This is a genomic window from Candidatus Marimicrobium litorale (assembly GCF_026262645.1).
Classification (GTDB): domain Bacteria; phylum Pseudomonadota; class Gammaproteobacteria; order Pseudomonadales; family Halieaceae; genus Marimicrobium; species Marimicrobium litorale.
The window spans coordinates 985,832-1,008,750 of record NZ_SHNO01000001.1 but is presented as its reverse complement, the minus strand read 5'-3'; the positions used below and the strand labels follow the sequence as shown (position 1 = coordinate 1,008,750).

Sequence of the window (22,919 nt, the reverse complement as noted above, 5' to 3'; positions counted from 1 at the left end):
ATGACTGATAGCCTCCTTTTGCAGAAAATCATAGGGTATGAGTTTAGAGACCCTGGATTGCTCGAGCTCGCCCTGACCCACCGTAGCGCAGGGGGCCGCAATAATGAGCGATTGGAGTTTCTTGGCGACTCTATTCTGAATCACGTTATCGCAGAAATGCTCTTTCGTGCCTTCCCTGAGTCCCGGGAGGGCGAGCTCAGTCGCATGCGCGCCGCGTTGGTGAAGGGTGATACGCTTGCCGAAGTCGCCCGCGAGATGTCCCTGGGGGAGTATCTCAAGTTTGGCTCCGGAGAGAAAAAAAGTGGTGGTCATAGACGCGCTTCGATACTCGCAGATGCGCTAGAGGCGATCCTTGGTGCACTCTTTCTCGACGGAGGCTATGCAGAGTGTCAGGGCTGTGTGCACAAGCTGTTCGAAGCGCGACTAGAGCAACTGTCTCCGGGTGCCAAAGACGCCAAGACTCGCCTGCAGGAATTTCTGCAGCACAGGGGAGAGCCCCTGCCAGAGTATGCAGTAGTGGAGACCGCGGGCGCAGATCATGACAGGCAGTTCAAGGTGATTTGTCAGATACCACAGCGCTCCATTGACGCAAGCGGGAAGGGCTCCAGTCGGCGCAAGGCTGAGATGGACGCTGCCAGTAGAGTACTGGAGAAGTTACTCGCTCATGGTCGCTGAAGCCGCCACTCGCTGCGGTTATGTCGCTATTATAGGTCGGCCCAATGTCGGAAAATCTACGCTGCTGAATCATCTGCTCGGGCAAAAAATCAGTATTACCTCGCGCAAGCCGCAGACCACGCGTCATCAGGTCCTTGGCATAAAAACAGAGGGACACGCGCAGATCATCTTCGTTGACACACCGGGTCTGCATCAAGATGCAGACAAGGCCATCAATCGGTATATGAATCGGGCGGCGTCCTCTGCGATCCGCGACGTCGATTTAGTGTTGTTTGTGGTGGATCGCACGGCCTGGACTTCTGAAGACGAATGGGTGCTGGATCAGCTGCAGGGCATCGAGGTGCCTGTATTGCTGGTTGTGAATAAAGTCGATTTGTTGGAAGACAAGCGAGAGCTTCTGCCTCATCTGGAGCAGCTGTCGTCAAAAGCTGGATTTGAGGCAATCCTGCCGGTGTCTGCCCTGCGGCAGCACAATGTAGTTGCTCTTGAAGACGAAATAGTCAAAAGGCTACCTGCCTCTGTATTTTTTTTCCCGGAAGACCAGCTGACAGATCGCAGTCAGCGCTTCCTGGCCTCGGAGATCGTGCGGGAGAAAATCGTCAGGCAGTTGGGCGATGAACTGCCTTACACCGTTACGGTGGAGATTGAGGATTTTGCTCAGGAAGAGGGCATCTTGCATATTTCGGCGTTGATTTTTGTCGAGCGCAAGGGGCAGAAGAAAATACTGATCGGTGAGAAAGGCGCTCGCTTGCGCTCTATCGGTAGTGAGGCACGGTCAGATATGGAGAGGCTATTTGACAATCAGGTAATGCTTCGCCTCTGGGTCAAGGTCAAATCCGGGTGGTCAGACGACGAGCGCGCGCTGCGCAGCCTTGGCTACGACGATCAGTAATTACTCGGGCAACTGATATGCGCGTCAATCTGCAGCCGGGTTACGTGATTCACAGCAGGCCCTATGGTGACAGCAGTGCGCTGTTGGACGTGTTCACCGCGGAATTCGGTCGCGTTGGGCTGGTGGCAAAAGGCGCGCGAAGACAGACTCGCAAAGGTAGCAAGGCAGGATTATTGCAACCGTTTATCCCGCTGCTTCTGTCCTTTTCCGGGGGTAATGAGTTAAAGACGCTGCGCAGTGTCGAGTCTGCGCCCGGGCGGGTTGAGCTGGTAGGAGATCGCTTGTTCAGCGGACTCTACGTGAATGAGTTGCTGGTACGTCTGTTACACCGTGATGATCCTCATCCCCGCCTTTTCGCTGCCTATAACGATACGGTGCAGCAACTGGCTCATCTGCAGATGATAGATGTGGGATTACGCCTGTTTGAGATGCGTCTATTGGAGGAATTGGGTTACCGGCTCGAACTGACGATCGAGGGAGTAACAGGGTTGCCTGTACGTCCAGAGGCCTTTTACCATTACCAGCCCGGCGCCGGTCTTGTGCGCCGTCGTGCCGGTGAGTCGTCGGATGATTCGCCCGGCGCGGACTCGCCCGGCGCGGATTTGCCCGGCACGGATTTGCCCGGCACGGATTTGCTGGCGATGGCGCGTGGTGAAATTGAAGGGCATGTCCGGCAGACCGCACGCACCCTGATGCGAGAAGCTCTGGCGGCTCATCTGGGAGAGGAGCCGCTTAAAAGCCGTCAACTGTTTGCCAGGGGGGCGTGGAAGAGGCCGGGAGCGGCGTCAGGTCCGCAGGACGAGGAATAACGCCGTCTCGTATTTTGGCGCAGGAATGGGGCCAAAAAATCAGCATGCCCCCGGCCCCCTAATTTCGATATAATTAGGGCCTCGATGTAAGCGACGAACCCATGCCAGACTACCCCACGATAGAAGCCTTTGTTGGCAATACCCCCCTTGTGCGATTGCAGAGACTGCCGGGTCATACCAGCAACACGCTGCTAGCCAAGCTGGAGGGCAATAACCCCGCCGGATCAGTGAAGGACCGTCCCGCTTTAAGCATGATCCGTGAAGCTGAGCTGCGCGGAGATATCAAGCCGGGAGACACCCTGATCGAGGCGACGAGCGGAAACACAGGCATTGCTTTGGCAATGGCCGCGGCTATTCGAGGCTATCATCTGGTGCTGGTGATGCCTTCTCATATGAGCGACGAGCGCAAGCAAGCCATGTCAGCCTACGGCGCTGAGCTGGTGGAAGTTTCCCAGCGAGAGGGAATGGAGGGCGCACGAGACCTTGCATTAACGATGCAGTCAGAGGGGCGTGGCCGTGTTTTGGATCAGTTTGGCAACCCCGACAATCCGCGGGCTCATTTTGTCGGCACGGGTCCGGAAATTTGGCAGCAAACTGGGGGCAGCGTTACGCATTTTGTGAGTTCAATGGGCACAACGGGTACGATCATGGGTTGTTCCAGTTACTTGAAACAACAAAATCCGGCAATACAAATCGTGGGCCTGCAGCCGCTTGAAGGTTCCAGCATTCCCGGTATTCGTCGTTGGCCTGAAGCCTACCTGCCAAAAATCTACGAGGCCCCCCGGGTCGACACAGTGATTGATATTTCGCAGGAAGAGTCCGAGCATGTGATGCGCCGACTGGCAAGGGAAGAAGGCATATTCTGCGGAGTCTCCTCCGGCGGGTCGATAGCCGCCGCTCTGCGCCTGTCCGCGGAGCTTGAGAATGCTGTCATTGTCGCCATTATTTGTGACAGGGGCGACCGATACCTGTCGACCGGTGTCTTTGGGCAGGGCGAGAAGGCGTAGACGACTATGGTCCATGTCCGCCAGCAGACCCTTGTCGATGATCACGGTGATATTGATTTCAGTGCCTGGATAAATCACCTACCCACCACCATGGAACCCGATGAGCAGAGGCAATTGCTGACAGCGTGTCAGCTACTGCAGAGAGTGGAAAAAGTGGCGCCGGTGGATTCAGGAGATTGGTCTGGAGAGCCTAATTGTTTGGTCGCGGGTTTGGATATAGCCACCATACTGGCGGATCTGCATGTGGGAGTGGAGTGTCTGCTGGCAGGTATTCTTTACCGTCCGGTACGTGAGCAGCGGCTGTCCGAGGAGGATGTTCGCAGTCAATTCGGCGGCGGTGTTGCCGGCCTCATTGATGGCGTGCTGCGTATGGCTGCAGTCGGCGATCTGCGTTTACAAACAGATAACCCTGTATTGGGCCAGGCCCATGGTCAAAAAGACAACGTCCGCAAGATGCTAGTCGCCATGGTCGATGACGTAAGAGTGGCGCTGATAAAACTGGCCGAGCGTACCTGTGCCATTCGCTCCGTAAAAGAGGATGAGCAGCGCCGTCGCCAGGTGGGGAGAGAGGTATTTGATGTCTATGCGCCCCTCGCTCACCGGCTGGGCATCGGCCACTTGAAGTGGGAGCTGGAGGATCTTTCCTTCCGCTACATACATCCCGAATCCTATCGCAAGATTGCCGGGTTGCTGGATGGCAAGCGCCTGGAGCGAGATCAGTTTATTGCGACGGTCAAAGAAGAGTTAACCCGAATTCTGGAGCAGGCGGGTTTAGAGTTCGAGATTATCGGGCGAGCCAAGCATATTTACAGCATTTGGCGAAAGATGCAGCGCAAGGGGATTGGTTTCTCTCAGGTATTTGATATACGCGCTGTTCGTATTCTTGTTCCTGAAGTTCAGGATTGCTACGCCACACTGGGCTTGGTCCATGGACTGTGGCGCAATATACCTAATGAATTCGATGACTACGTCGCCCATCCGAAGGAAAACGGCTATCGCTCTCTTCATACCGCGGTGATTGGTCCCGCAGGCAAGACTCTCGAGATACAGATACGCACCGAAAAAATGGACGAGGAGGCTGAATTGGGCGTTTGCGCACACTGGCGGTACAAAGGCTCAGATGGCGAAAATGGCCTGGCTAGCACCTATGAGGAGAAAATTGCCTGGTTGCGTCAAGTGCTGGACTGGCATGAGGAAACGGGTGATTCCGAGTCCGTCGCTGAACAATTCAGCTTCAACATGGCGCAGGATCGCGTTTACGCCTTCACCCCCAATGGGGATGTGGTTAATTTGGCATGCGGCGCCACGCCACTGGACTTTGCCTATCACGTGCATACAGAAATAGGTCACCGCTGTCGTGGCGCCAAGGTGAATGGCGCTCTTGTGCCGCTGACCTACGAGTTAAACACCGGGGAGCGCGTAGAGATTCTGACGGGTGACGAGGCGGTCCCGCGACGCGATTGGCTGCAAGCAGAGTTGGGGTATCTGAAGACCTCTCGAGCGCGGGCGAAGGCGCAGGACTGGTTCAAGAGTCGGGCCAGGGAAGACAATATAACAACAGGTCGACACCTGCTGGAGCGCGAGTTCAAGCGACTGGCCCTGACAAGCCTCGATTATCAACGTATAGCGCGAAAAGTACAGTGTAATACGGTCGAGGACATGTTCGCGGCGGTCGGTTGCAGCGACATGTCCTCGTCAGCGGTATTGAATGCAGCTCAGGAACTGGTCGAGCGGGCACCTGAAACGCAACTGCGGATGACGGTAACCGCAGCGGGCCAAAATCGTGACGGTGTTCATATGGCCGGGGCTGGCAATCTGCGCATGCACATGGCCGGATGCTGTAAACCCCTGCCGGGGGATGCCATTGTTGGTTATATCACTCAGGGCAAGGGTGTGAGTGTGCATCTTACCGATTGCGCAAGAGTTGTGCGGATGCGGAAAGGGGCTCTCGGCCGGCTGATTGAATTGGAGTGGGGCGATGAGGCCAGTGAGCACTATGAGGTTGATATTGGTATCACCGCCCATGATCGACAGGGATTATTGCGCGATATCACTGCACTATGTGCTAATGCGCGCATCAATGTCATCAGTATTAACACGCAAACTCATCGTGCGACCGCCACGGCATCCATGCGTCTGTGCGTAGAATTGCCGGAACTGGCGTCCCTATCAAAGCTTTTGGAACGCATTGGGCGTCTGAAAAACGTCATCTCTGTGGCCCGGCAGTCGGGTTGAGGTCACAACACCCTATGCAGGAGTATGAATATACCATTGCTGACCTGCTGAGAGTGATGCAGCGTTTGCGTGATCCGCAAACCGGTTGTCCCTGGGACATAGGTCAAGATTTTCATAGCATAGTGTCGTCTACGCTTGAGGAATGTTACGAGCTTGTGGAGGCAATCGAAAGCAGCGATTACCCTCATGTGGCGGAGGAACTGGGAGATGTGCTCTTCCAGGTTGTTTTCTACGCCCAACTGGGAGAAGAACGTGCATTATTTTCCTTTGCGGGGGTGGTCAATAACTTGGTCGAGAAGTTGCTTCGCAGGCATCCCCACGTATTCGCCGATGCAGAAATAGAGGGGGTGGTGAGCGAGCGCAGTTCAGTAGCGGACGTGAAGTCGAGCTGGGAAGAGATTAAACAGATGGAGCGCAGGGCGCGGCAGGAAGAGGGCATTCTGGCCGATATACCCCATGCGTTACCCGCATTGCCGCGCGCCCAGAAAGTCCAGAAACGTGCGGCCGGGGTTAACTTTGATTGGAATGATGTGGCCGATGTCATTATCAGGCTCGAAGATGAAATTGAAGAGCTGCGCAGCGCGATTGACGCAGGCGTCGCGGCAGAAATCGCTGACGAAATGGGCGATGTCCTGTACAGCTGTGTCAATGTTTCCCGACACCTGGGCCTGGACGCAGAATCGATGCTGCGTCGTTCAACCAGCAAGTTTGAGAAGCGTTTTCGCCGGATGGAGGCTGCCGCGAAGCAGGGTGGCCGTGAGATTATTGACATGAATGATGATCAGCTGGACGAACTGTGGGAGCTAGCCAAGGGCTCCTGACCAGAGACTTGTCACTAACGGGCGCGCTGTGTATGTTAGCGCTCTTTCCATGCCGCGCTGCTGGTTCAGTCGCAATCAACCTTTTAACGTACTAGCGATAGGGGATAGTTAATGCGAGTAATCCTGTTGGGCGCCCCTGGCGCCGGTAAAGGAACGCAAGCCCATTATATCTGTGAGAAATACGATATCCCGCAGATATCCACCGGAGATATGCTGCGTGCGGCAGTCAAAGCCGAGACTGAGTTGGGGTTGAAGGCAAAAAAGGTGATGGATGCGGGGGGTCTCGTGCCTGACGAGGTCATTATCGGGTTGGTTAAAGATCGTATTACGCAGGCTGATTGTGCGAACGGGTTTCTTTTCGATGGTTTCCCCAGGACGATCCCCCAGGCGGAAGCAATGGTAAATGCTGGAGTTTCTATTGACCATGTTGTTGAGATTGCCGTTTTGGATGAAGAAATCGTTAGTCGCCTCAGTGGCCGCAGAGTGCATCCGGGCTCAGGCCGGGTTTACCACGTAAGCTTTAATCCGCCGGAAAAAGAAGGTGTGGACGATGTAACCGGTGAGCCCTTGGTCCAAAGGGATGATGACAGCGCGGAAACGGTGCGCAAGCGTCTGCAGGTGTATCACGATCAGACTAGCCCGCTTGTGGATTTCTACCAGAATATGCAGTCTGATGAGGCGCCTTCTTATCATCGCATTGATGGCGTTGGTAGTGTTGATTCAATTCGTGACGCAGTATTTTCTTCGTTGCAAAAATAGTCAGCGTCACTTTTACTGCAGTGTAAAAAAGTTTCATCGGGTCAATCTTGGTTTTTGCAGACAAATAATTTGGAATTGTGGAAATCGAGCATGCGAATTTTCTACACTTTAGCCTATTGTAAGTCTATTGCATTGTTGCTACTTTTGATCAGGCGTGACCCCCATTAACTGTCTGGAGAGATGCGTAATGGCAACTGCTAAGAAGAAAGCTGTTAGAAAGGCGAAAGCCAAACCGAAGGCGAGAGCCAAGCCGAAGGCCAAGAAAAAGCCTAAAGCAAAAGCTAAGCCCAAGGCCAAGAAAAAGCCTAAAGCAAAAGCCAAGCCCAAGGCCAAGAAAAAGCCTAAAGCAAAAGCCAAGCCCAAGGCCAAGAAAAAGCCCAAAGCAAAAGCCAAGCCCAAGGCCAAGAAAAAGCCTAAAGCAAAAGCTAAGCCCAAGGCCAAGAAAAAGCCTAAAGCAAAAGCTAAGCCCAAGGCCAAGAAAAAGCCCAAAGCAAAAGCCAAGCCCAAGGCCAAGAAAAAGCCTAAAGCAAAAGCCAAGCCCAAGGCCAAGAAAAAGCCTAAAGCAAAAGCCAAGCCCAAGGCCAAGAAAAAGCCTAAAGCAAAAGCCAAGCCCAAGGCCAAGAAAAAGCCCAAAGCAAAAGCTAAGCCCAAGGCCAAGAAAAAGCCTAAAGCAAAAGCTAAGCGTAAAGCAGCACGTAGAAGGTAGTGCGCTGGGGCTGAAAACTAACCCGCTGAGAGCAATCTCAGCGGGTTTTCGCGTTTTTAAGGGCTTGTTTGGTGTGAAAGTGCCCGCGGAGTGGGCGTGAAGTCGTTTCTGACTCAGTTCAACGTATTGATATTATGAAACGACGCGGTGCAGTTGGAAAAGTCGACAGCCGCAGTGCGCTGCTGTGTGTACCAGTCGCGTACCGAGCGCCCACCGTCTCTCAGGTATTCTTTTACGCTGTGCAGGCACTCGCGACGCATCAGCACGCACAGATATTGATCGCGTTCTCCATCATGGGCGTAGCTGACATCGACCGGGTCGTCGGCTGGTTGCAGCAGGGCTGTTTTCAAACGTTTTACCAGATTTTGATCCAGCATAGGTATATCGCAGGGGACAATCGCGAGAAGTGGAGAGTGCACAACTGGAATGGCGGCTTCAAGCCCCGCAAGTGGACCGCGAGAGTTGTTCTGCGTATCGGAGATTAGTTGGTCGGCGTAATGGCGGTAATGGTCGTGATTGCGATTGCAGCTGATGATGAGTTCATCGACCTGTGGTCGAAACCGTTCGCAGACGTGGGCGATAAGCGCTTGTCCCTGCCATTCGATCAATCCCTTGTCTCGATGGCCAACCCGTCGCCCTTGTCCTCCTGCGAGGACGAGCCCCGTAATACTGGTGTGCGAATTCATCGGATATTAATACAAGATGTCTTTTTGGCCCGGTAACAGTTCTTGCCAGCTACGAGCTATGGGATAATTCGGATTGTAACGGTAACAGTTCATGCGCCATGTGGGTATAGGAAGCATTGAGGGGAGTCGGAGCGATATGACTGGAATTCTAGCCATCGAAACGGCGACAGACGCATGTTCAGTTGCCCTGTTACGGGGCGGTGAAATAAGCGAGCGGCATGAGATAGCGCCAAGAAGGCACAACAATTTGCTTTTTCAGCAGCTGCGCGAGCTGTTAACCCCAGGGAATTTACGAGAGCAAGGCGTGGACTGTATTGCTTATGGGGTGGGGCCTGGATCGTTTACGGGGCTCAGGATTGCGGCGGGCGCGGCTCAGGGTTTGGCGTTCAGTTCTTCATTGCCTGTTGTGGCGGTTCCTACCTTGGCAACGCTGGTGCAATCAGCGCTTCATGCAGGAGATGTTTCACCGGGTGACACGGTTCTCGCGGTCGTGGATGCGCGCATTCAAGAAGTCTATAGCGCGATATACCAGCTTGATGGCGAATTGCCGAGGCTCATTGAAGGCCCTCTGGCCTGCCGACCCTCCGATCTTGAATTTGATCGCTACGATAGCTTACGCGCGGTTGGTAATGGCTGCACCTTGCTCGAGAAGGCAGCGTTGAGTGCCAATATCGATTACTGTAGTCCCGGGTTGTTACCCAGTGCACGGAACATGATACCGATTGCGCAGGAGGCGTTTGATCGAGGCGCGGTGCAGGCGCCGGGTGCCGCGCAGCCTATGTATGTCAGGGACGAAATCAACTGGAAAAAACTGGACGAGCAGGGTAGGTCGCATTGATGGAGACGCTTCAGGTCATTTTCCTCGCAATTCTGCAGGGGCTCACCGAGTTTCTGCCCATTTCAAGTTCTGCCCATCTGCTTTTGCCCTCTTTGATGCTTGGATGGGCCGATCAGGGCTTGGCGTTTGATGTGGCAGTGCATGTCGGGACGCTTGCCGCTGTTTTATTTTATTACCGCGCTGACCTGTTGCGTATGGCGGGATGCTGGTTGCAATCCATTAGCGGTGGCGCCGGCAGTGAGGACAGTCGTCTGGTTTGGTACCTGCTGGCAGCCTCTGTTCCCGTAGGTCTGGTAGGTGTTATAGGGTCTGACTTTATAGAGGCCAACCTGCGTGCTATTCCCGTTATAGCGACAACCACCCTTGCATTTGGCGTGCTATTGGCGGTTGCCGACCGGGTTTCCGCAGACCCGGGTCAAGGCCGTTCATTGAGCTTGGGGGTAGTATTGCTCATCGGCCTGGCGCAGGCCCTTGCGGTAATCCCTGGTGTCTCGCGGTCAGGTATTACGATGACTGCAGCAATGTGTCTCGGTCTCGATCGGCAGAGTAGTGCGCGGTTTTCTTTTTTAGTCTCTATACCGGTCATAGGTGGGGCCGGGCTTTTGCAGTTACTCGATTTGCTGGGCAGCACCACCCCGGTTGATTGGGCTGCGCTCGGGCTCGGTACCGTTGTTTCGGGGTTTACTGCGTACCTCTGCATAGCGGTCTTCCTGCGCCTGCTGGACCGCGTGGGGCTGATGCCTTTTGTGTATTACCGGGTGGGGCTTGCGGCGGTGCTCTACGCCCTGTGGCTCATTTAACCGGGCCTGCGATCATGACTGTACAATGTGCCCGCGGGGTGCCGAGCGTTCTGCCGTAGCCCGTCATTGGTGGACGACTAGTGCGGGGTGGACATTTTAATCCTCTACGAGGAGGTTAATCATAAGATGATTGATACACAGGACGAATTTAATCAAGCGTTATGCATGTTTCTCTCTCGAGCAACCACACCCTATCACGCGGTGGGGCTTACGGTATCGCGTTTGCAACAGGCTGGATTTATTCAGCTGGCTCAGGACAAGCCGTGGGCGCTGGAGCCGGGCGGAGGTTACTTTCTGGTCCATAATCATGGTTCGATCGTGGCATTTCGCTATGGGCGGGAAGTGGGGCCCGAGCGGGGCGTGCGCATGGTGGGCGCCCACACTGACAGTCCCTGCCTTATGGTGAAGCCGTCTCCAGAGATTGAATCAGAGGGACTGTTTCAACTGGGTGTGCAGGTTTACGGTGGCGCGTTGTTAAACCCCTGGTTTGACCGCGACCTGTCGTTGGCTGGTCGGGTCAGCTACCTGTGCCCGCGGGGTACATTGCGGGCCGCCTTGGTCGATTTTCGCGATGCGATAGCAACCATTCCGAGTCTTGCAATACATCTGGATAGCGATGCCAACAGAAAACGTGAGGTGAATGCGCAGACCGCTATTGTCCCAGTACTGTGCCAGACCGCCAGTGAGGGCATGTCACTGCGAGACATGCTGGCCATGCAAATCAGAAAAGAACACTCCGGCGCAGAGATAGAGCAGATTCTGGACTTCGAGTTGTCGTTCTACGATACACAGCTGCCTGCCGTTATAGGCCTGCGCAAGCAGTTTATCGCCTCCGCGAGACTCGATAACCTGCTCAGTTGCTTCACCGGTGTAGAGGCCTTGCTGCAAAGCGATGGATCCCAAACCACGCTGCTGGTCTGTAACGATCATGAGGAAGTGGGCAGTGTTTCGGCCTCCGGGGCCAGTGGCCCGCTGCTGGCCTCTTGCCTGCAACGGCTGGCTGGGGGTACAGAGGCGCATGCCGCGCTCGTTGAGCACTCTTTCATGGTGTCGACGGATAATGCGCACGCGGTGCATCCCAACTTTGCCAATCGTCACGACGGTAATCATGGGCCAAGAATGAACGAAGGGCCGGTTATTAAGGTGAATGCGAGCCAGCGCTACGCCACCAATAGTGAAACCAGCGGACTGTTTCGAATGCTCGCCGCTCGCGAAAGCGTGCCTGTGCAGTCGTTCGTAGTGCGCAATGACATGCGCTGCGGCAGCACGATAGGTCCCCTGACCGCAGCCATGACGGGGGTCAAGACACTGGACGTCGGTGTGCCCACCCTCGGCATGCATTCTGTTCGGGAACTTGCCGGGGCGGAGGATGCATGGGGCCTGTGTCGAATTCTGCGTGGCTTTTATAATTATGCGGGGCCCTTGAGCGCAGCATGAGCTTGCGGTGAAGGCACTCCTGCTTTCGGCTTACGCTGCCCGCAGTCATCGCCATTGGCAGACGGCAGTACTCTCGATGTTGCCCGATTGGGATTGGTGTGAATTGAATCTCCCGCCGCGCTATTTCAGTTGGCGCATTCGCGGTAACGCCATGACCTGGTCTGTTAACGAGCGGGCAGTACTCGACTCGCCCCGCGAACTCCTCCTCGCGACCTCAATGGTCGATCTGGCAACACTGCGTGGGCTGGTGCCGGCACTGACGGCCGTACCAACAGTGGTTTACTTTCATGAGAATCAGTTCGCCTATCCGCCGGGTAGGCAGCGTTATAGCCCTCTCGAAGCGCAGATAACCAGTATTTACACGGCGATGGCTGCGGACCGCTTGTTGTTCAATTCAAAGTTCAACCGAGATACCTTTATGGCCGGTACTGATGAGCTATTGCGCAAAATGCCTGATATGGTCCCCCCTGGCATTGAGGCCAGCCTGCGTGCGAAATCGGCATTATTACCCGTCCCTTTCGATAACGGACTGATGCCTCGGCCCGTCGACTACTGGCCGTCAACCGCACCGGGTGGACGTGACAAACCGCTGCGGCTGCTTTGGGTGGGGCGCTTCGAGCACGACAAGGGCGGAGTGGGGTTACTGCACACGCTTGAGCACCTTGAGGCCGCAGGACTTCATTACGAACTCGCCGTGACCGGACAGCAGTTTCGGCAATCACCCCCTGAGTTCGAGCAAATACGAACCCGCTTCACACATCGCCTGGTGCATTTCGGTTTCCTCGCCGATGAATCACAATACCGAGGCATACAAGCTGCTGCAGACATCGTGCTGTCTACCGCGGTGCACGAGTTTCAGGGCTTGGCGCTAATGGGCGCCGTCGCGCTCGGCTGCCGGCCTGTGGTGCCCGGGCGTCTGGTTTATCCGGAGATTTATGGTGAACACTGGTGCTACCCATCGCTGCCCGATCATCCGGTTCAGGAAGCGGCGGGGGCTGCCGACCTCATAATGACCCTGGCCAGTGGAGATTTCAGTGCTCCTGATGTCTCTGCGTTTACTCGACAGTCCTTGCTGGACAACTACACTCGCGAATTGTCCGGCGTAGCCTGGTGTCGGGATGGTCAGTAGCGATTAATCCCAGTATGATTGCGCCTTTTGCGGGCGTGTGGAAAAAATGTCGACGGAACGTGTACTCACTGGAATCACAACTACAGGCACGCCTCATCTGGGGAACTACGTGGGCGCTATTCGGCCTTCGATTGAGGCGGCAAACACCGCAGGCGCCGAGTCATTTTTTTTCCTTGCTGATTACCACGCACTGATCAAATGCCAGGATCCTGCTTTGATTCGTCAATCGAGCAAAGAAATTGCCGCGACATGGATGGCGCTCGGGCTAGATACACAAAAGGCCGTGTTTTACCGGCAGTCCGATATACCTCAGATACCTGAACTCACCTGGATTTTGTGCTGTAACGCGGCCAAGGGCTTGATGAATCGCGCGCATGCTTACAAGGCGGCGGTGAGCGCCAATGAGGAGGCGGGTGAAGACCCTGATCATGCCGTCACTGTGGGTCTTTTTAGTTACCCAGTGCTGATGGCGGCCGACATCCTGATGTTTAACGGCGGCAAAATTCCAGTAGGGCGAGACCAGATCCAACATGTCGAAATGGCCCGTGATATTGCGCAGCGCTTCAACCACAATTTCGAGGACTTGTTCACGCTGCCCGAGGCCGTTGTTGATGACAGTGTTGCTGTTTTGCAGGGTCTGGATGGCCGCAAGATGAGCAAGAGCTACAACAATACAATTCCTTTGTTTTTAGAAGAAAAGCCTCTGCGTAAGGCGATCAACAAGATTAAAACCAATCTACTTGAGCCCGGTGAACCCAAGGACCCTGACGAGTCGACTGTATTTCAGGTGTGGGCAGCCTTTGCGTCTGAATCGGAAACGGAGCGAATGCGTGATGAGTTTGCTAACGGTATCGCCTGGGGCGAGGCGAAGAAGCAGTTGTTTGAGCTGGTTAACAATGAGCTGGCTGACGCACGCGTGCGCTATCGGGAGCTGCTGAATGACCCTGAACATATTGAGAGGGTTCTTCAAGCGGGCGCGCAGCGCGCTAGAGACTACAGCGTTCCGCTGATGGAGAAAGTGCGAGCTGCCGTCGGCATAGGCTCAATCGTCGGCTAGAGCAAAGCCTTAGGCTGGCGCTCGCTCAAGGTCTGCACGGAGAGACCGGGCAGCCAGCAAGAAGTGGACTGTTGACCAGACCATAATCGGCGGCAATAAATAGAGCATGGCTTGTCGCAGTGAGTGCGCTCCCTCGCTGGCCTGCAATAAATCACTGAGCATACCGACCAACAGGGGCCCGAGTCCCAGTCCGATAATATTCAGGATCAGGAACAGTATCGCCGATGCTAAGGCGCGCATGCGCAGGCCAACGAGACCGTGGGTTGTGGCAATGGTGCTGCCGAGGTACACGTTGTGCAATAGGCCTGGGATGATGGACAGGATTAATGCCATGTAGGCCGTGTCAGCAATGTAGACTGCCGCCATGAACGGCACCGATATAACACCTGCAACGGCGGGCACCCAGACGTACCAGCGTTTGTCCCGCAGGGCCAATTTATCTGCCAGTATTCCGCCAGCGATGACGCCAATAGCGCCGCCCACGCCTGAGATCATAGCAAGCCATGTGCCCAATTCTCCGGTGGACATACTGTGGGAGCGAATCATGAAAGAGGCGGTCCAGCTAGCGGTGCTGTAGCCACAAAATGCATTCAGCGCTGCGGCGAATGACATATGCCGGAATGACCGCCTACTCCAAAGAATGTTCAATGTTTGTCCGAGGCTCGGTGACGGCTCCGCCGGTGCGGTGTGCTTGTTCTCGCTAAGCCCTCGCATCGGCTCTGCCAGTGTTGCGCGCACCAGTAGTGCTATAAAAATCCCCGGTATGCCCACCACGATAAAAGCGACGCGCCAGCCAAAAAATTCGTTCAGCCAGCCACCGAGCAAAAAGCCAAAGAGAATGCCAATGTTTACCCCGGTGGAGTAAAACCCCATGGCGCTTGCACGTTTCTCAGGCGGGAAAATATCGGAAATTATTGAATGGGACGGTGGACTGCCCCCCGCTTCGCCCACACCAACACCGATACGGGCTAACAGTAGTTGCACATAATTCTGGGCAAAGCCGCTGACAGCTGTCATAAAGCTCCACAGAAATACCGCGCCAGCGACGATATTACGACGGTTGGAGCGGTCTGCCCAACGCGCGATGGGAATGCCGGCGGTGACATAAAAAATGGCAAAGGCAAAGCCCGCCAGCAGTCCCAGTTGACCGTCTGAAAGGCCGAGGTCCGCCTTGATCGATTCCTGCAATATCGCCAGTAGTTGGCGGTCGATAAAATTAAATGCGTAGACCACGGTCAGTAGCACTAGGGCGTAGCGACGCGTTGCCGCGGACTGGTAGGGGTTGCTCAGTTCTTGCTTCATTTTAGCCCTGTTTCCGGCGACCTTTTAGCTCTGCCTGCTTAGTGACGTAATTCACAAATTCCCGCGTTTCTTCTCTTGGTGGCTAGAAGCGGTAATCAAAAGCTTTTTTTTCAACGCCTTATATGCCATTGTTATTGGCGTGTATCAAGACATATAAAAACGTACGCCTGTGATTTTGCCATCGCCATCGGGTCATGGGGTCAGGTCGCAGAGCGAGATAGTGCGGTAAAGCGTCGTCATTAACGGGCTTTTATACTACAGTAGCTTATCTTAATGTAGGAGAATTTTGTGTGGTGAATCGTCAGGTACGAGATCATGAAATCCTGTCTGCTGTTTTTGCCAAGATGGACGTGCCGGCAATGACCGTGGCCGTTGGAATCCTTGTCGCGCTAGCGCTATTCCTGGCCACTGCAGTGTTGCTGTTGCAGCCCGTGCCGGAGAATTATCCGGTGGGTACTCATTTGCAGGATCTGGCGAATTATCTTCCCGGTTACGCGGTGAGTTGGCAGGGCGGTTTTATCGGTGCGCTGTATGGTTTCTTTATTGGTGGGCTTGTCGGTTTTGCGGCCGCTGTTTACTGGAACATGACGCACTACATCGCCCTGGGTGTGATGTTGATTAGTTCTGCTGAGCTGGCAGATTGAGGCCATTGCACAAATGGGGATATACGAGACTATGCAAACTGCCAATGACGACCTGCAAGGGGTGAACTTGAAGCTGCTTGACGCGGCGATTCGATTCAATGCGATGATGTTGGGTCTGACGGCCGGCACTCTGGCTGCGGTGATTACTTACATCGCGACGCATGCATCCATTGCCAAATGGGGCGTGGACTCCAGCAATTATCTCAGTTTGCTCGCGATTTTTTTCCCCGGTTATTCGGTAACCAGTAGCGGTGCCTGGGTCGGGGCGCTCTGGGCGTTTGTTTATTTCGGTACCTGTAGTTGGTTGAGTTACCGACTGTATGGCCGTGTATTGGGCACGCGGGTTGCAGACAGCTTGCTGAGCACAATGCCTACGGATAATCCGGTACTGAAGCCGTCGGTGCTGCGGCTGCACGGTGTCAGTCTGGGCCTGGCATTGGGGGCAATCGCCGCAATAGGATTATTTTGTTCTACTGCCTGGTTGGTATTGCGAGGCACGGCAGGCGAGAGCGTACACGCGGCGTTACTGGCAAATTATGTTCCGGGTTACAGCGTCAGCATTTTGGGCGGGTTACTAGGCGCGGCAGAGGTATTTGGCCTCGTTTTTATCGCTAGCGTGTTGTTGGCAACGATTTATAACAAAATTGTGAAACTGCGGCATAAGCCGCACTGATGGTCTCATATACATGAAAGACGATGAACATGTAGTAATCCTCGGCGCGGGTCCTGCTGGCCTGGCCACTGGTCACGAGTTGAGTGCCAGCGGCGTGCAAGTGTCCGTACTTGACAGAAACGACTTTGTCGGTGGTTTGTGCAATACCAATGTGCACAAGGGATATAAGTTCGATTTAGGAGGACATCGCTGGTTTACCAAGAATGAGGATCTGAACACCTGGTTTCGGAGATTAATGGGTGACGAAATCGTATGGGTAGAGAGGATTAGCCGCATATACTATGACGGCGGCTACTACAGCTACCCGATAAGTATTTTGAACGTTATAAAGAATGCGGGGGTCTTTACCATCATGCATGCAGGGGTCACCTACCTCCTGTCTGCCGTGCAATACTCCATATTTAATAAAAGCATCGACAACATGAAGGATGCCTATGTAGCGCAGTTTGGTGGCAAGCTGTACGACATGTTTTTCCGTCGTTACAGTGAAAAAGTCTGGGGGCTGCCCTGCGAAAAATTGTCTTCCGACTGGGTGTCCCAGCGCAGTGCTGGTTTGTCGATCTGGACCGTAATTCAGGAGTCGTTGCTGCAAACAAAGTCTGACAATGAGAGCCTCATTGAAGAATTCATGTACCCACGTGACGGCTATGTCCGCATACCCCAGCGAATGGCGGAGGATATACTCGACCAAGGCGAGGCCAACGAGATTCTGCTCGAGTCTACGGTCACTCGCATCAATTACCGCGGCCCCAATGACTTCGAGGTGGTTTATAAAAAAGATAACGGCGAGGAGCAGTCAGTCAATGCTTCAAAGGTAGTATCCACCATCCCTCTGGGTGTCCTGCCCAGAATTATGCAGAACCCCTCTTGTAGTCAGGAGGTAATTGATGCTGCGAAGGGGCTCACCTTTCGGGCGTTGATCACGGTGAACGTTATTTTGAGGAAAGAGCGCGTATCGATCGATACCTGGCTGTATGTGCAGGACGAGGATATTCTGTTCGGACGCCTGCACGAGCCCAAGAACTGGAGTCCTGCTATGGTGCCTGATCAGTCGACGACTTCACTGGTTCTGGAATGCTTTTGCACCAAAGACGATCATATATGGGAAATGACTGACGAACAGGTGGGCCAGCGTTGCGTGGAGGATCTTGAGGACAAGCTCGGGTTCATCAAAGCCTCCGAGGTTATCGACTTCTCGTGTGTACGTTCATTGCAGGCCTATCCTGTCTACGACCTGGATTACGCGGACAAGATTGCTGTTATCCATGAATTCCTGGGCCAGTTCGAGGGTTTGCACTTGGTGGGCAGGGGCGGGACCCATCGCTATAACAACGCGGATCACTCTATTGAAATGGGTTTGTTGCTGGGTCGAAAGATTCTTGGCCAGGACGTAGATTATATGGATGTTAATACTGAGCCCGAATACCACGAGATCAAGAGTGCCAAAGAGCCGGCGAGGGACTTCTACCAGGTTGAGGGGGAGTGCAAGTAATTGCTCCCTTTCGCCAGTATTCGGAGTCCAGTATTTAGGTATGCCGCTAACCGATAAGAAGGATTTTTGGATTGAAAATCGGAATTGACGCTACCTGCTGGCGGAATAATCGCGGGTTTGGCCGATTCACTCGTGACACTCTCACAGCGCTTTTTCAGCTTGATTCCCCCCACTATTATTACCTCTTCACTGACCAGCCATTGATGGAATTAGAGAGCATCTCTAATGTAGAGGTCGTGCAAGTCAAAACCTCGCGGCCAACGACAGAGGCCGCTGTCGCAGACAGTAACCGTTCGCCTGTCGATATGCTGCGGATGTCTCGAGCAGTATCTCGTTATGCATTGGATGCTTTCTTCTTCCCTGCGGTTTATTCGTGGTATCCAGTCTCACGCCGCTTCCCCACGATGCTTACTGTGATGGATGCCATTGCTGAGCACTATCCAGAGTTGATTTTTCCCGGTTGGCGCAGTCGTCTCCTTTGGACTCTGAAGATCAAAGGGGCGATTTGGGCTAGTGACCGCATCTTGACCATATCAAATGCCGCTAAAGAGGAAATTATCGAATATATCGGAGTGAATCCCGAAGCCATCGATGTGACGAGTTGCGCGCCGAATCCGCGGTTCCATGTGATAGGGGACAAAGTTCTGATAGATGATGCAAAGGTGCGCGCAAAGCTGCCGCTAGACGTCCCTTTTATCGTGTTTGTAGGCGGTCTCGCACCGCATAAGAATCTTCATGGCTTACTGGATGGTTTTGAGCGAGCCCTTTCACAAGGCAGGGTGCAGGACCTGCACTTCGCTCTGGTGGGTGACTTCACGGGAGCTGGATTTTTCTCTAATTATGAAAGCTTGTACGATCGGGTGCGGTGCAGTTCAATGCTGCGGGAAAGGGTTCATTTCAGTGGCTATGTGCCAGACGAGGACCTCGTCGCAATCTACAATAGTGCACTGGCCGCTGCTATGCCATCGTACTCAGAAGGGTTTGGGCTGCCTGCTGTCGAAGCTATGGCGTGTGGTGCGCCCGTTCTGTCAAGCGATCGCGGTTCGCTGCCTGAGGTGGTTGGAGATGCGGGTTTATACTTTGATCCATTTGATATTGAGTCCATAAGTGCGGCGCTTATCGAGATGGTCGAAAATACGAGTCTGCGAGAGCAATTGGCACATTCCGCGGTGAGCCGGGCAGGGCAGTTTAGCTGGGAACGGGTGGCGCGTTTGACGTTGCAGCACCTAGAGGCCATGCACGAGAGAGAAAAACCAGAGACGTCAGTATGATGAGGTCCTATGTCGATCGGTGCAAGTCGGTTACAGTAAATGGGGTTTGGAGAGTTTTAGCGTGTTAGAAGAGCCATTATCAATCAGCGTCATTATGCCGGTGTTCAATGGTACCGGCTTCCTTTCCGACAGCTTGCCACCGCTAATCGATATGCAACGGTGCAGCGAAGTCCTCGAGGTGATTGTAATCGACGACGGATCAACGGATGGCAGTGACATTATGGCGCGAGAAGCGGGTGCCAGGGTATTATATTCTGGCGGGCGTCTCGGGCCTGGCGGTGCGAGAAACCAGGCGGCAGAAGTCGCTGAGGGAAATGTTTTGTGGTTCGTAGACGCGGACGTGGTGGTGCACCCGGATGCGGCCCGCGCTCTGCTGAAAGGTTTTGAACATCCGGGTGTCGTCGCCGTATTTGGCTCCTATGACAGTAACCCGCCTGCACAGAACTTTTTCTCCCGCTACAAGAATCTTGTACACCATTATTACCATCACCGCGCAAACGAGGAAGCTCAGACGTTTTGGTCTGGTTGTGGCGCGATTTTGCGTGAGGCATTTCTCAGCACAGGCGGATTTAATGTTGAACGATACAAGTATCCGTCCATCGAAGACATAGAGCTCGGACACCGGCTCATAAATGACGGTGGTAGAATTCGGCTGTTGCGGGATGTTCAGTGTACGCATTTAAAAATCTGGCGATTCGTGAATCTCATTCATACTGAGATATTCAGGCGCGCCATTCCCTGGTCCCGTCTGATTATGAGTGCTGGTGATGGCATTCCCAATGATCTCAATGTCGGTATGTCAGAGCAGATAAGGGCGATCCTGGCTGGAATATTGCTCCTTTCATTGCTCGGTTGGTTCTTCGGTTATCTCAGCTTTTCCCTTTTGCTTGTGCCTGTTTTGTTGGTGTTGCTTGGCAACTGGGAAATTGCCCTCTTTTTTAATCGGCGCGGCGGTCTGTTTTTTGCGTTGCGGGCCGTACTATTTCACCAGGTCTATTACCTTTATAGCGCTTCGGCGTTTGCCTGGGTGGTTCTTGAGCGAACTATTGGCCGACTTTTTCGTCTCGAGCCACTTTCTTAAAAATTTCAGCTGAGTTTGTCTCTGGTAGGTCCAGTAGGTTGCCCACACGTGTGCTCGCCTATGAGTACTTTTCTTTTTGTTGCACAATCGGGAAAATATGGCTATTCCAGACTGGCGTGCAGTAAAGGTGCGCTGATTCTATAAAGTCAGGCGCTTCGATCCGCCGAATAACAGGCAAACTGTGAAAAACATTTCACTGAAAACGCTGCGAGAGCTGCTGAGGCTGTCACTGCCAATGGTAGTGTCGCAGGGTGCATTTGCGGCGATGATATTTACCGATCGTCTGTTCATGTCCTTCATAGACTCCGCTCACATCGCAGCTGCATTAGGCGGCGGTGTAGCGTCGTTTGTCTGTTTTTCTCTCTTTATGGGGCTGATTACGTACGGAAACGCGCTGGTTGCCCAATACTACGGCACGGGCGACTACGCCAAGTGTCCACGCGTGGTTACTCAAGGCGTATTGATAGCACTGGCTAGCACACCGCTGCTGCTGCTGATGGGTTGGTACGGTGGAGACGCCTTCAAGTTGATGGGACACGATTCCCGGCAAGTACCTCTCGAGTCTCTTTACTTTCAGATATTGATGGCAGGTAGTGTTTTTACGCTGATTAAAGCATGTTTGGCCAGTTACTTTTCGGGGATAGGCCGAACCCGCGTGGTCATGGTGGCTGATCTCCTCGGTGCGGCACTTAATATTCCACTTTCCTGGATGTTGATATTTGGAAAATGGGGTATGCCTGAGATGGGCATAGCGGGTGCCGGCATCGGAACGATTGTGGCTACTCTGTTCAGCACGGGTGTGTTTTTGCTGTTTTATCTCTCCAGAAACCATCGTTCGCAGTTCAAGGTAAACGGCTCTCTGGTGCTGGATAAGAGCATTATGCGGCGCTACCTGCGTCTGGGTATGCCGTCGGGGCTCGAGTCTTTTATGAACATTGCAACGTTCAACATGTTTTTATTGTTGTTCCAGTCCTATGGCGTTGTTGAGGGTGCCGCGATGGCCATCGTCTTCAACTGGGATTTTCTTTCTTTCATTCCGATGATCGGCCTGAATATCGGCGTCATGAGCATGATAGGTCGATTCGTCGGAGCAGGGGACATGCAACGAGCCACTCAGATTATTTCTTCCGGGTTTATCATCGCGTTTAGTTATTCGGGAATTTTGGCCATCCTTTTTCTCCTTTTTCGGCCTGAGTTGGTCGAAGTATTTAATACCGGTGAGGAAAACTTCGCCGACGTTCGGATACTTGCGACCCAGATGATGATCGGGCTGGTAACGTATATGCTGGCAGATGCCACGATACTCATTTCAGGTGGTGCACTGCGTGGCGCAGGTGACACTCGCTGGATAATGGTGACGTCCACGTCGGTACACTGGTTAATGCTGATCGCCCAGTATTTCGTGATCGTGGTCTACGGCTATGGACCGTTAATCTCCTGGTGGGTATTTGTTGTTATGTTGCTGGTGCTAGCTATGCTCTACCTTTACAGACTGGTCGGTGGCAAGTGGCGTCAGCCGGATCGGTTGGCCAGCGTAATGCAGGAGTAGATTCGAATCCCCCGGCGTTCGGTCAGCTTTCTGTTTGCCGAGAGCAGTCCGCGATAAGCGTCCCGGCAGTGCCGGCTTTCGCTGCCAACGTGATTCCGTTAGAGTAAAAGTCAATGTATCGATGACCGAGGTTTTTATGAGGGGAAGGCACATCGCTGTAACGGGGGCAACTGCCGGCATTGGGCGAGCGGCGAGTATCGAGCTGGCCCGTCGAGGTGCGCGACTCACCTTGTTTTGTCGCAGCCCGGAGAAGGCGGCGATACTTGAAAGGGATATCCGCGAGCATGGCGGAGAAGTCTCTATTATCATTATGGACATGGCGGATCTTGCCAGTGTGCGCGAAGCGGCGAAGACATTTCTGCTGCGTAACGAAACCCTCGACGTGTTGTTAAATAACGCGGGTATTGTGAATACGTCACGCAAAGAGAGTGCGCAAGGTTACGAGGAGACGCTGGCGGTCAATCATTTTGCTCCCTTTTTGTTAACGGGTCTGCTGCTACCGGCGTTGCGGAGTGGCCGGGCTGCGCGCATTGTGAACGTATCATCCGGCGCCCACGCTTTCGTTAAGGACATGGGATACAACGATATGCAGGCACAAAAAAAATACAGCACGTTTCACGAGTACGGTCGCTCCAAGCTAGCCAATATTCTCTTTACGCGTCATCTCGCTCAACTCCTGGCCGATGACCATATTACGGTAAACTGCCTTCATCCCGGCGCTGTTTCTACCTCTCTTGGCACTCAGAACAGCGGCCTCATGGGGAAGGTGCTGCCACTGTTGCTCAAGCCGTTCTTTCGCACGCCTGAGAAGGGTGCTGAGACGTCGCTGTACTTATGTAGCAGCGAAGAAGTCACGGAGGTAAGCGGAGAGTATTTTGTGAACTGTAAGGCGGTTAAGCCGCGCCGGTGGGCCCGTGACGAAGCGGCTGCGGCGCGGTTGTGGGACTATACTGAACAGATTCTCGACTTTCATTATCCTCTGTAGCGTGGGCGGATATGTGCGAGGTGCGGGTCATAGGGAGCAGCACGGTTACACCGTGATTGTTTATGCAAGGC

The 22,919-nt window shown here is 53.8% G+C and carries 22 protein-coding genes; 20 read left to right on the top strand and 2 right to left on the bottom strand.

All coding sequences use genetic code 11. From position 1 onward, the window contains the following. The 8 genes from rnc to EYC82_RS04585 all read left to right on the top strand — a co-directional run bounded on the left by rnc (nt 1) and on the right by EYC82_RS04585 (nt 7,904). Nucleotides 1-675, top strand: a complete 675-nt coding sequence (gene rnc / locus EYC82_RS04620; RefSeq protein WP_279248371.1) for a ribonuclease III — start codon at nt 1-3, stop codon at nt 673-675. After that, nucleotides 665-1,567, top strand: coding sequence for a GTPase Era (gene era / locus EYC82_RS04615; RefSeq protein ID WP_279248370.1), 903 nt, complete (start codon nt 665-667; stop codon nt 1,565-1,567). Before rnc ends, era begins: the two co-directional genes overlap by 11 nt. Nucleotides 1,568-1,584: 17 nt before the next feature. Then, nucleotides 1,585-2,376, top strand: a complete 792-nt coding sequence (gene recO / locus EYC82_RS04610; protein ID WP_279248369.1) for a DNA repair protein RecO — start codon at nt 1,585-1,587, stop codon at nt 2,374-2,376. 101 nt (nt 2,377-2,477) lie between these two features. Continuing rightward, nucleotides 2,478-3,383, top strand: a complete 906-nt coding sequence (gene cysM / locus EYC82_RS04605; protein WP_279248368.1) for a cysteine synthase CysM — start codon at nt 2,478-2,480, stop codon at nt 3,381-3,383. A 6-nt stretch (nt 3,384-3,389) separates the two neighbouring features. Next, the gene (locus EYC82_RS04600) at nt 3,390-5,618 is read left to right on the top strand and encodes a RelA/SpoT family protein (protein WP_279248367.1); all 2,229 of its coding nucleotides are present in this window, start codon (nt 3,390-3,392) and stop codon (nt 5,616-5,618) included. Between the two features lie 14 nt (nt 5,619-5,632). Further along, nucleotides 5,633-6,439 (top strand): nucleoside triphosphate pyrophosphohydrolase, encoded by an 807-nt coding sequence (mazG, locus tag EYC82_RS04595; protein WP_279248366.1) that lies wholly within the window; start codon nt 5,633-5,635, stop codon nt 6,437-6,439. A 111-nt stretch (nt 6,440-6,550) separates the two neighbouring features. After that, entirely contained in the window at nt 6,551-7,198 is a 648-nt protein-coding gene (adk, locus tag EYC82_RS04590; RefSeq protein ID WP_279248365.1) for an adenylate kinase, read from the top strand. 187 nt (nt 7,199-7,385) lie between these two features. Further along, entirely contained in the window at nt 7,386-7,904 is a 519-nt protein-coding gene (locus tag EYC82_RS04585) for a hypothetical protein (RefSeq protein ID WP_279248364.1), read from the top strand. A 113-nt stretch (nt 7,905-8,017) separates the two neighbouring features. Here the strand turns inward: EYC82_RS04585 and mobA are convergent, their stop codons facing one another. Then, the gene (gene mobA / locus EYC82_RS04580; RefSeq protein WP_279248363.1) at nt 8,018-8,590 is read right to left on the bottom strand and encodes a molybdenum cofactor guanylyltransferase MobA; all 573 of its coding nucleotides are present in this window, start codon (nt 8,588-8,590) and stop codon (nt 8,018-8,020) included. Between the two features lie 136 nt (nt 8,591-8,726). Here mobA and tsaB point away from each other — a divergent pair, with 136 nt between their 5' ends. From tsaB to trpS, 5 genes are all read left to right on the top strand, one after another. Then, nucleotides 8,727-9,428 carry a tRNA (adenosine(37)-N6)-threonylcarbamoyltransferase complex dimerization subunit type 1 TsaB gene (tsaB, locus tag EYC82_RS04575; RefSeq protein ID WP_279248362.1) on the top strand — a complete coding sequence of 234 codons (702 nt, stop codon included), beginning with the start codon at nt 8,727-8,729 and terminating at the stop codon, nt 9,426-9,428. Next, entirely contained in the window at nt 9,428-10,228 is an 801-nt protein-coding gene (locus tag EYC82_RS04570) for an undecaprenyl-diphosphate phosphatase (RefSeq protein ID WP_279248361.1), read from the top strand. Before tsaB ends, EYC82_RS04570 begins: the two co-directional genes overlap by 1 nt. 126 nt (nt 10,229-10,354) lie before the next feature. Continuing rightward, entirely contained in the window at nt 10,355-11,665 is a 1,311-nt protein-coding gene (locus EYC82_RS04565) for a M18 family aminopeptidase (protein ID WP_279248360.1), read from the top strand. 7 nt (nt 11,666-11,672) lie between these two features. After that, nucleotides 11,673-12,794: a tRNA-queuosine alpha-mannosyltransferase domain-containing protein gene (locus EYC82_RS04560; RefSeq protein WP_279248359.1), complete on the top strand. Its 1,122-nt coding sequence runs from the start codon at nt 11,673-11,675 to the stop codon at nt 12,792-12,794. Between the two features lie 46 nt (nt 12,795-12,840). Continuing rightward, the gene (gene trpS, locus EYC82_RS04555) at nt 12,841-13,851 is read left to right on the top strand and encodes a tryptophan--tRNA ligase (protein WP_279248358.1); all 1,011 of its coding nucleotides are present in this window, start codon (nt 12,841-12,843) and stop codon (nt 13,849-13,851) included. A gap of 9 nt (nt 13,852-13,860) precedes the next feature. Here trpS and EYC82_RS04550 read toward each other — a convergent pair whose 3' ends face one another. Then, nucleotides 13,861-15,153, bottom strand: a complete 1,293-nt coding sequence (locus tag EYC82_RS04550) for a spinster family MFS transporter (RefSeq protein ID WP_279248357.1) — start codon at nt 15,151-15,153, stop codon at nt 13,861-13,863. Between the two features lie 293 nt (nt 15,154-15,446). Between EYC82_RS04550 and EYC82_RS04545 the strand changes: the two genes are divergently transcribed. From EYC82_RS04545 to EYC82_RS04515, 7 genes are all read left to right on the top strand, one after another. Next, the gene (locus EYC82_RS04545) at nt 15,447-15,797 is read left to right on the top strand and encodes a hypothetical protein (protein ID WP_279248356.1); all 351 of its coding nucleotides are present in this window, start codon (nt 15,447-15,449) and stop codon (nt 15,795-15,797) included. Between the two features lie 31 nt (nt 15,798-15,828). Further along, a complete protein-coding gene (locus EYC82_RS04540; protein WP_279248355.1) occupies nt 15,829-16,470 on the top strand; it encodes a hypothetical protein in 642 nt (213 codons plus the stop codon). A 13-nt stretch (nt 16,471-16,483) separates the two neighbouring features. Continuing rightward, on the top strand, nt 16,484-17,962 hold the full coding sequence (locus tag EYC82_RS04535) for an FAD-dependent oxidoreductase (protein WP_279248354.1): 1,479 nt from the start codon (nt 16,484-16,486) through the stop codon (nt 17,960-17,962). 71 nt (nt 17,963-18,033) lie between these two features. Beyond that, nucleotides 18,034-19,233, top strand: coding sequence for a glycosyltransferase family 4 protein (locus tag EYC82_RS04530; RefSeq protein WP_279248353.1), 1,200 nt, complete (start codon nt 18,034-18,036; stop codon nt 19,231-19,233). Between the two features lie 61 nt (nt 19,234-19,294). After that, nucleotides 19,295-20,314 carry a glycosyltransferase family 2 protein gene (locus EYC82_RS04525; protein ID WP_279248352.1) on the top strand — a complete coding sequence of 340 codons (1,020 nt, stop codon included), beginning with the start codon at nt 19,295-19,297 and terminating at the stop codon, nt 20,312-20,314. A gap of 181 nt (nt 20,315-20,495) precedes the next feature. After that, nucleotides 20,496-21,863, top strand: coding sequence for an MATE family efflux transporter (locus EYC82_RS04520; protein WP_279248351.1), 1,368 nt, complete (start codon nt 20,496-20,498; stop codon nt 21,861-21,863). A 136-nt stretch (nt 21,864-21,999) separates the two neighbouring features. Further along, nucleotides 22,000-22,848, top strand: coding sequence for an SDR family oxidoreductase (locus EYC82_RS04515; protein ID WP_279248350.1), 849 nt, complete (start codon nt 22,000-22,002; stop codon nt 22,846-22,848). The last annotated feature ends 71 nt before the right edge of the window (nt 22,849-22,919 follow it).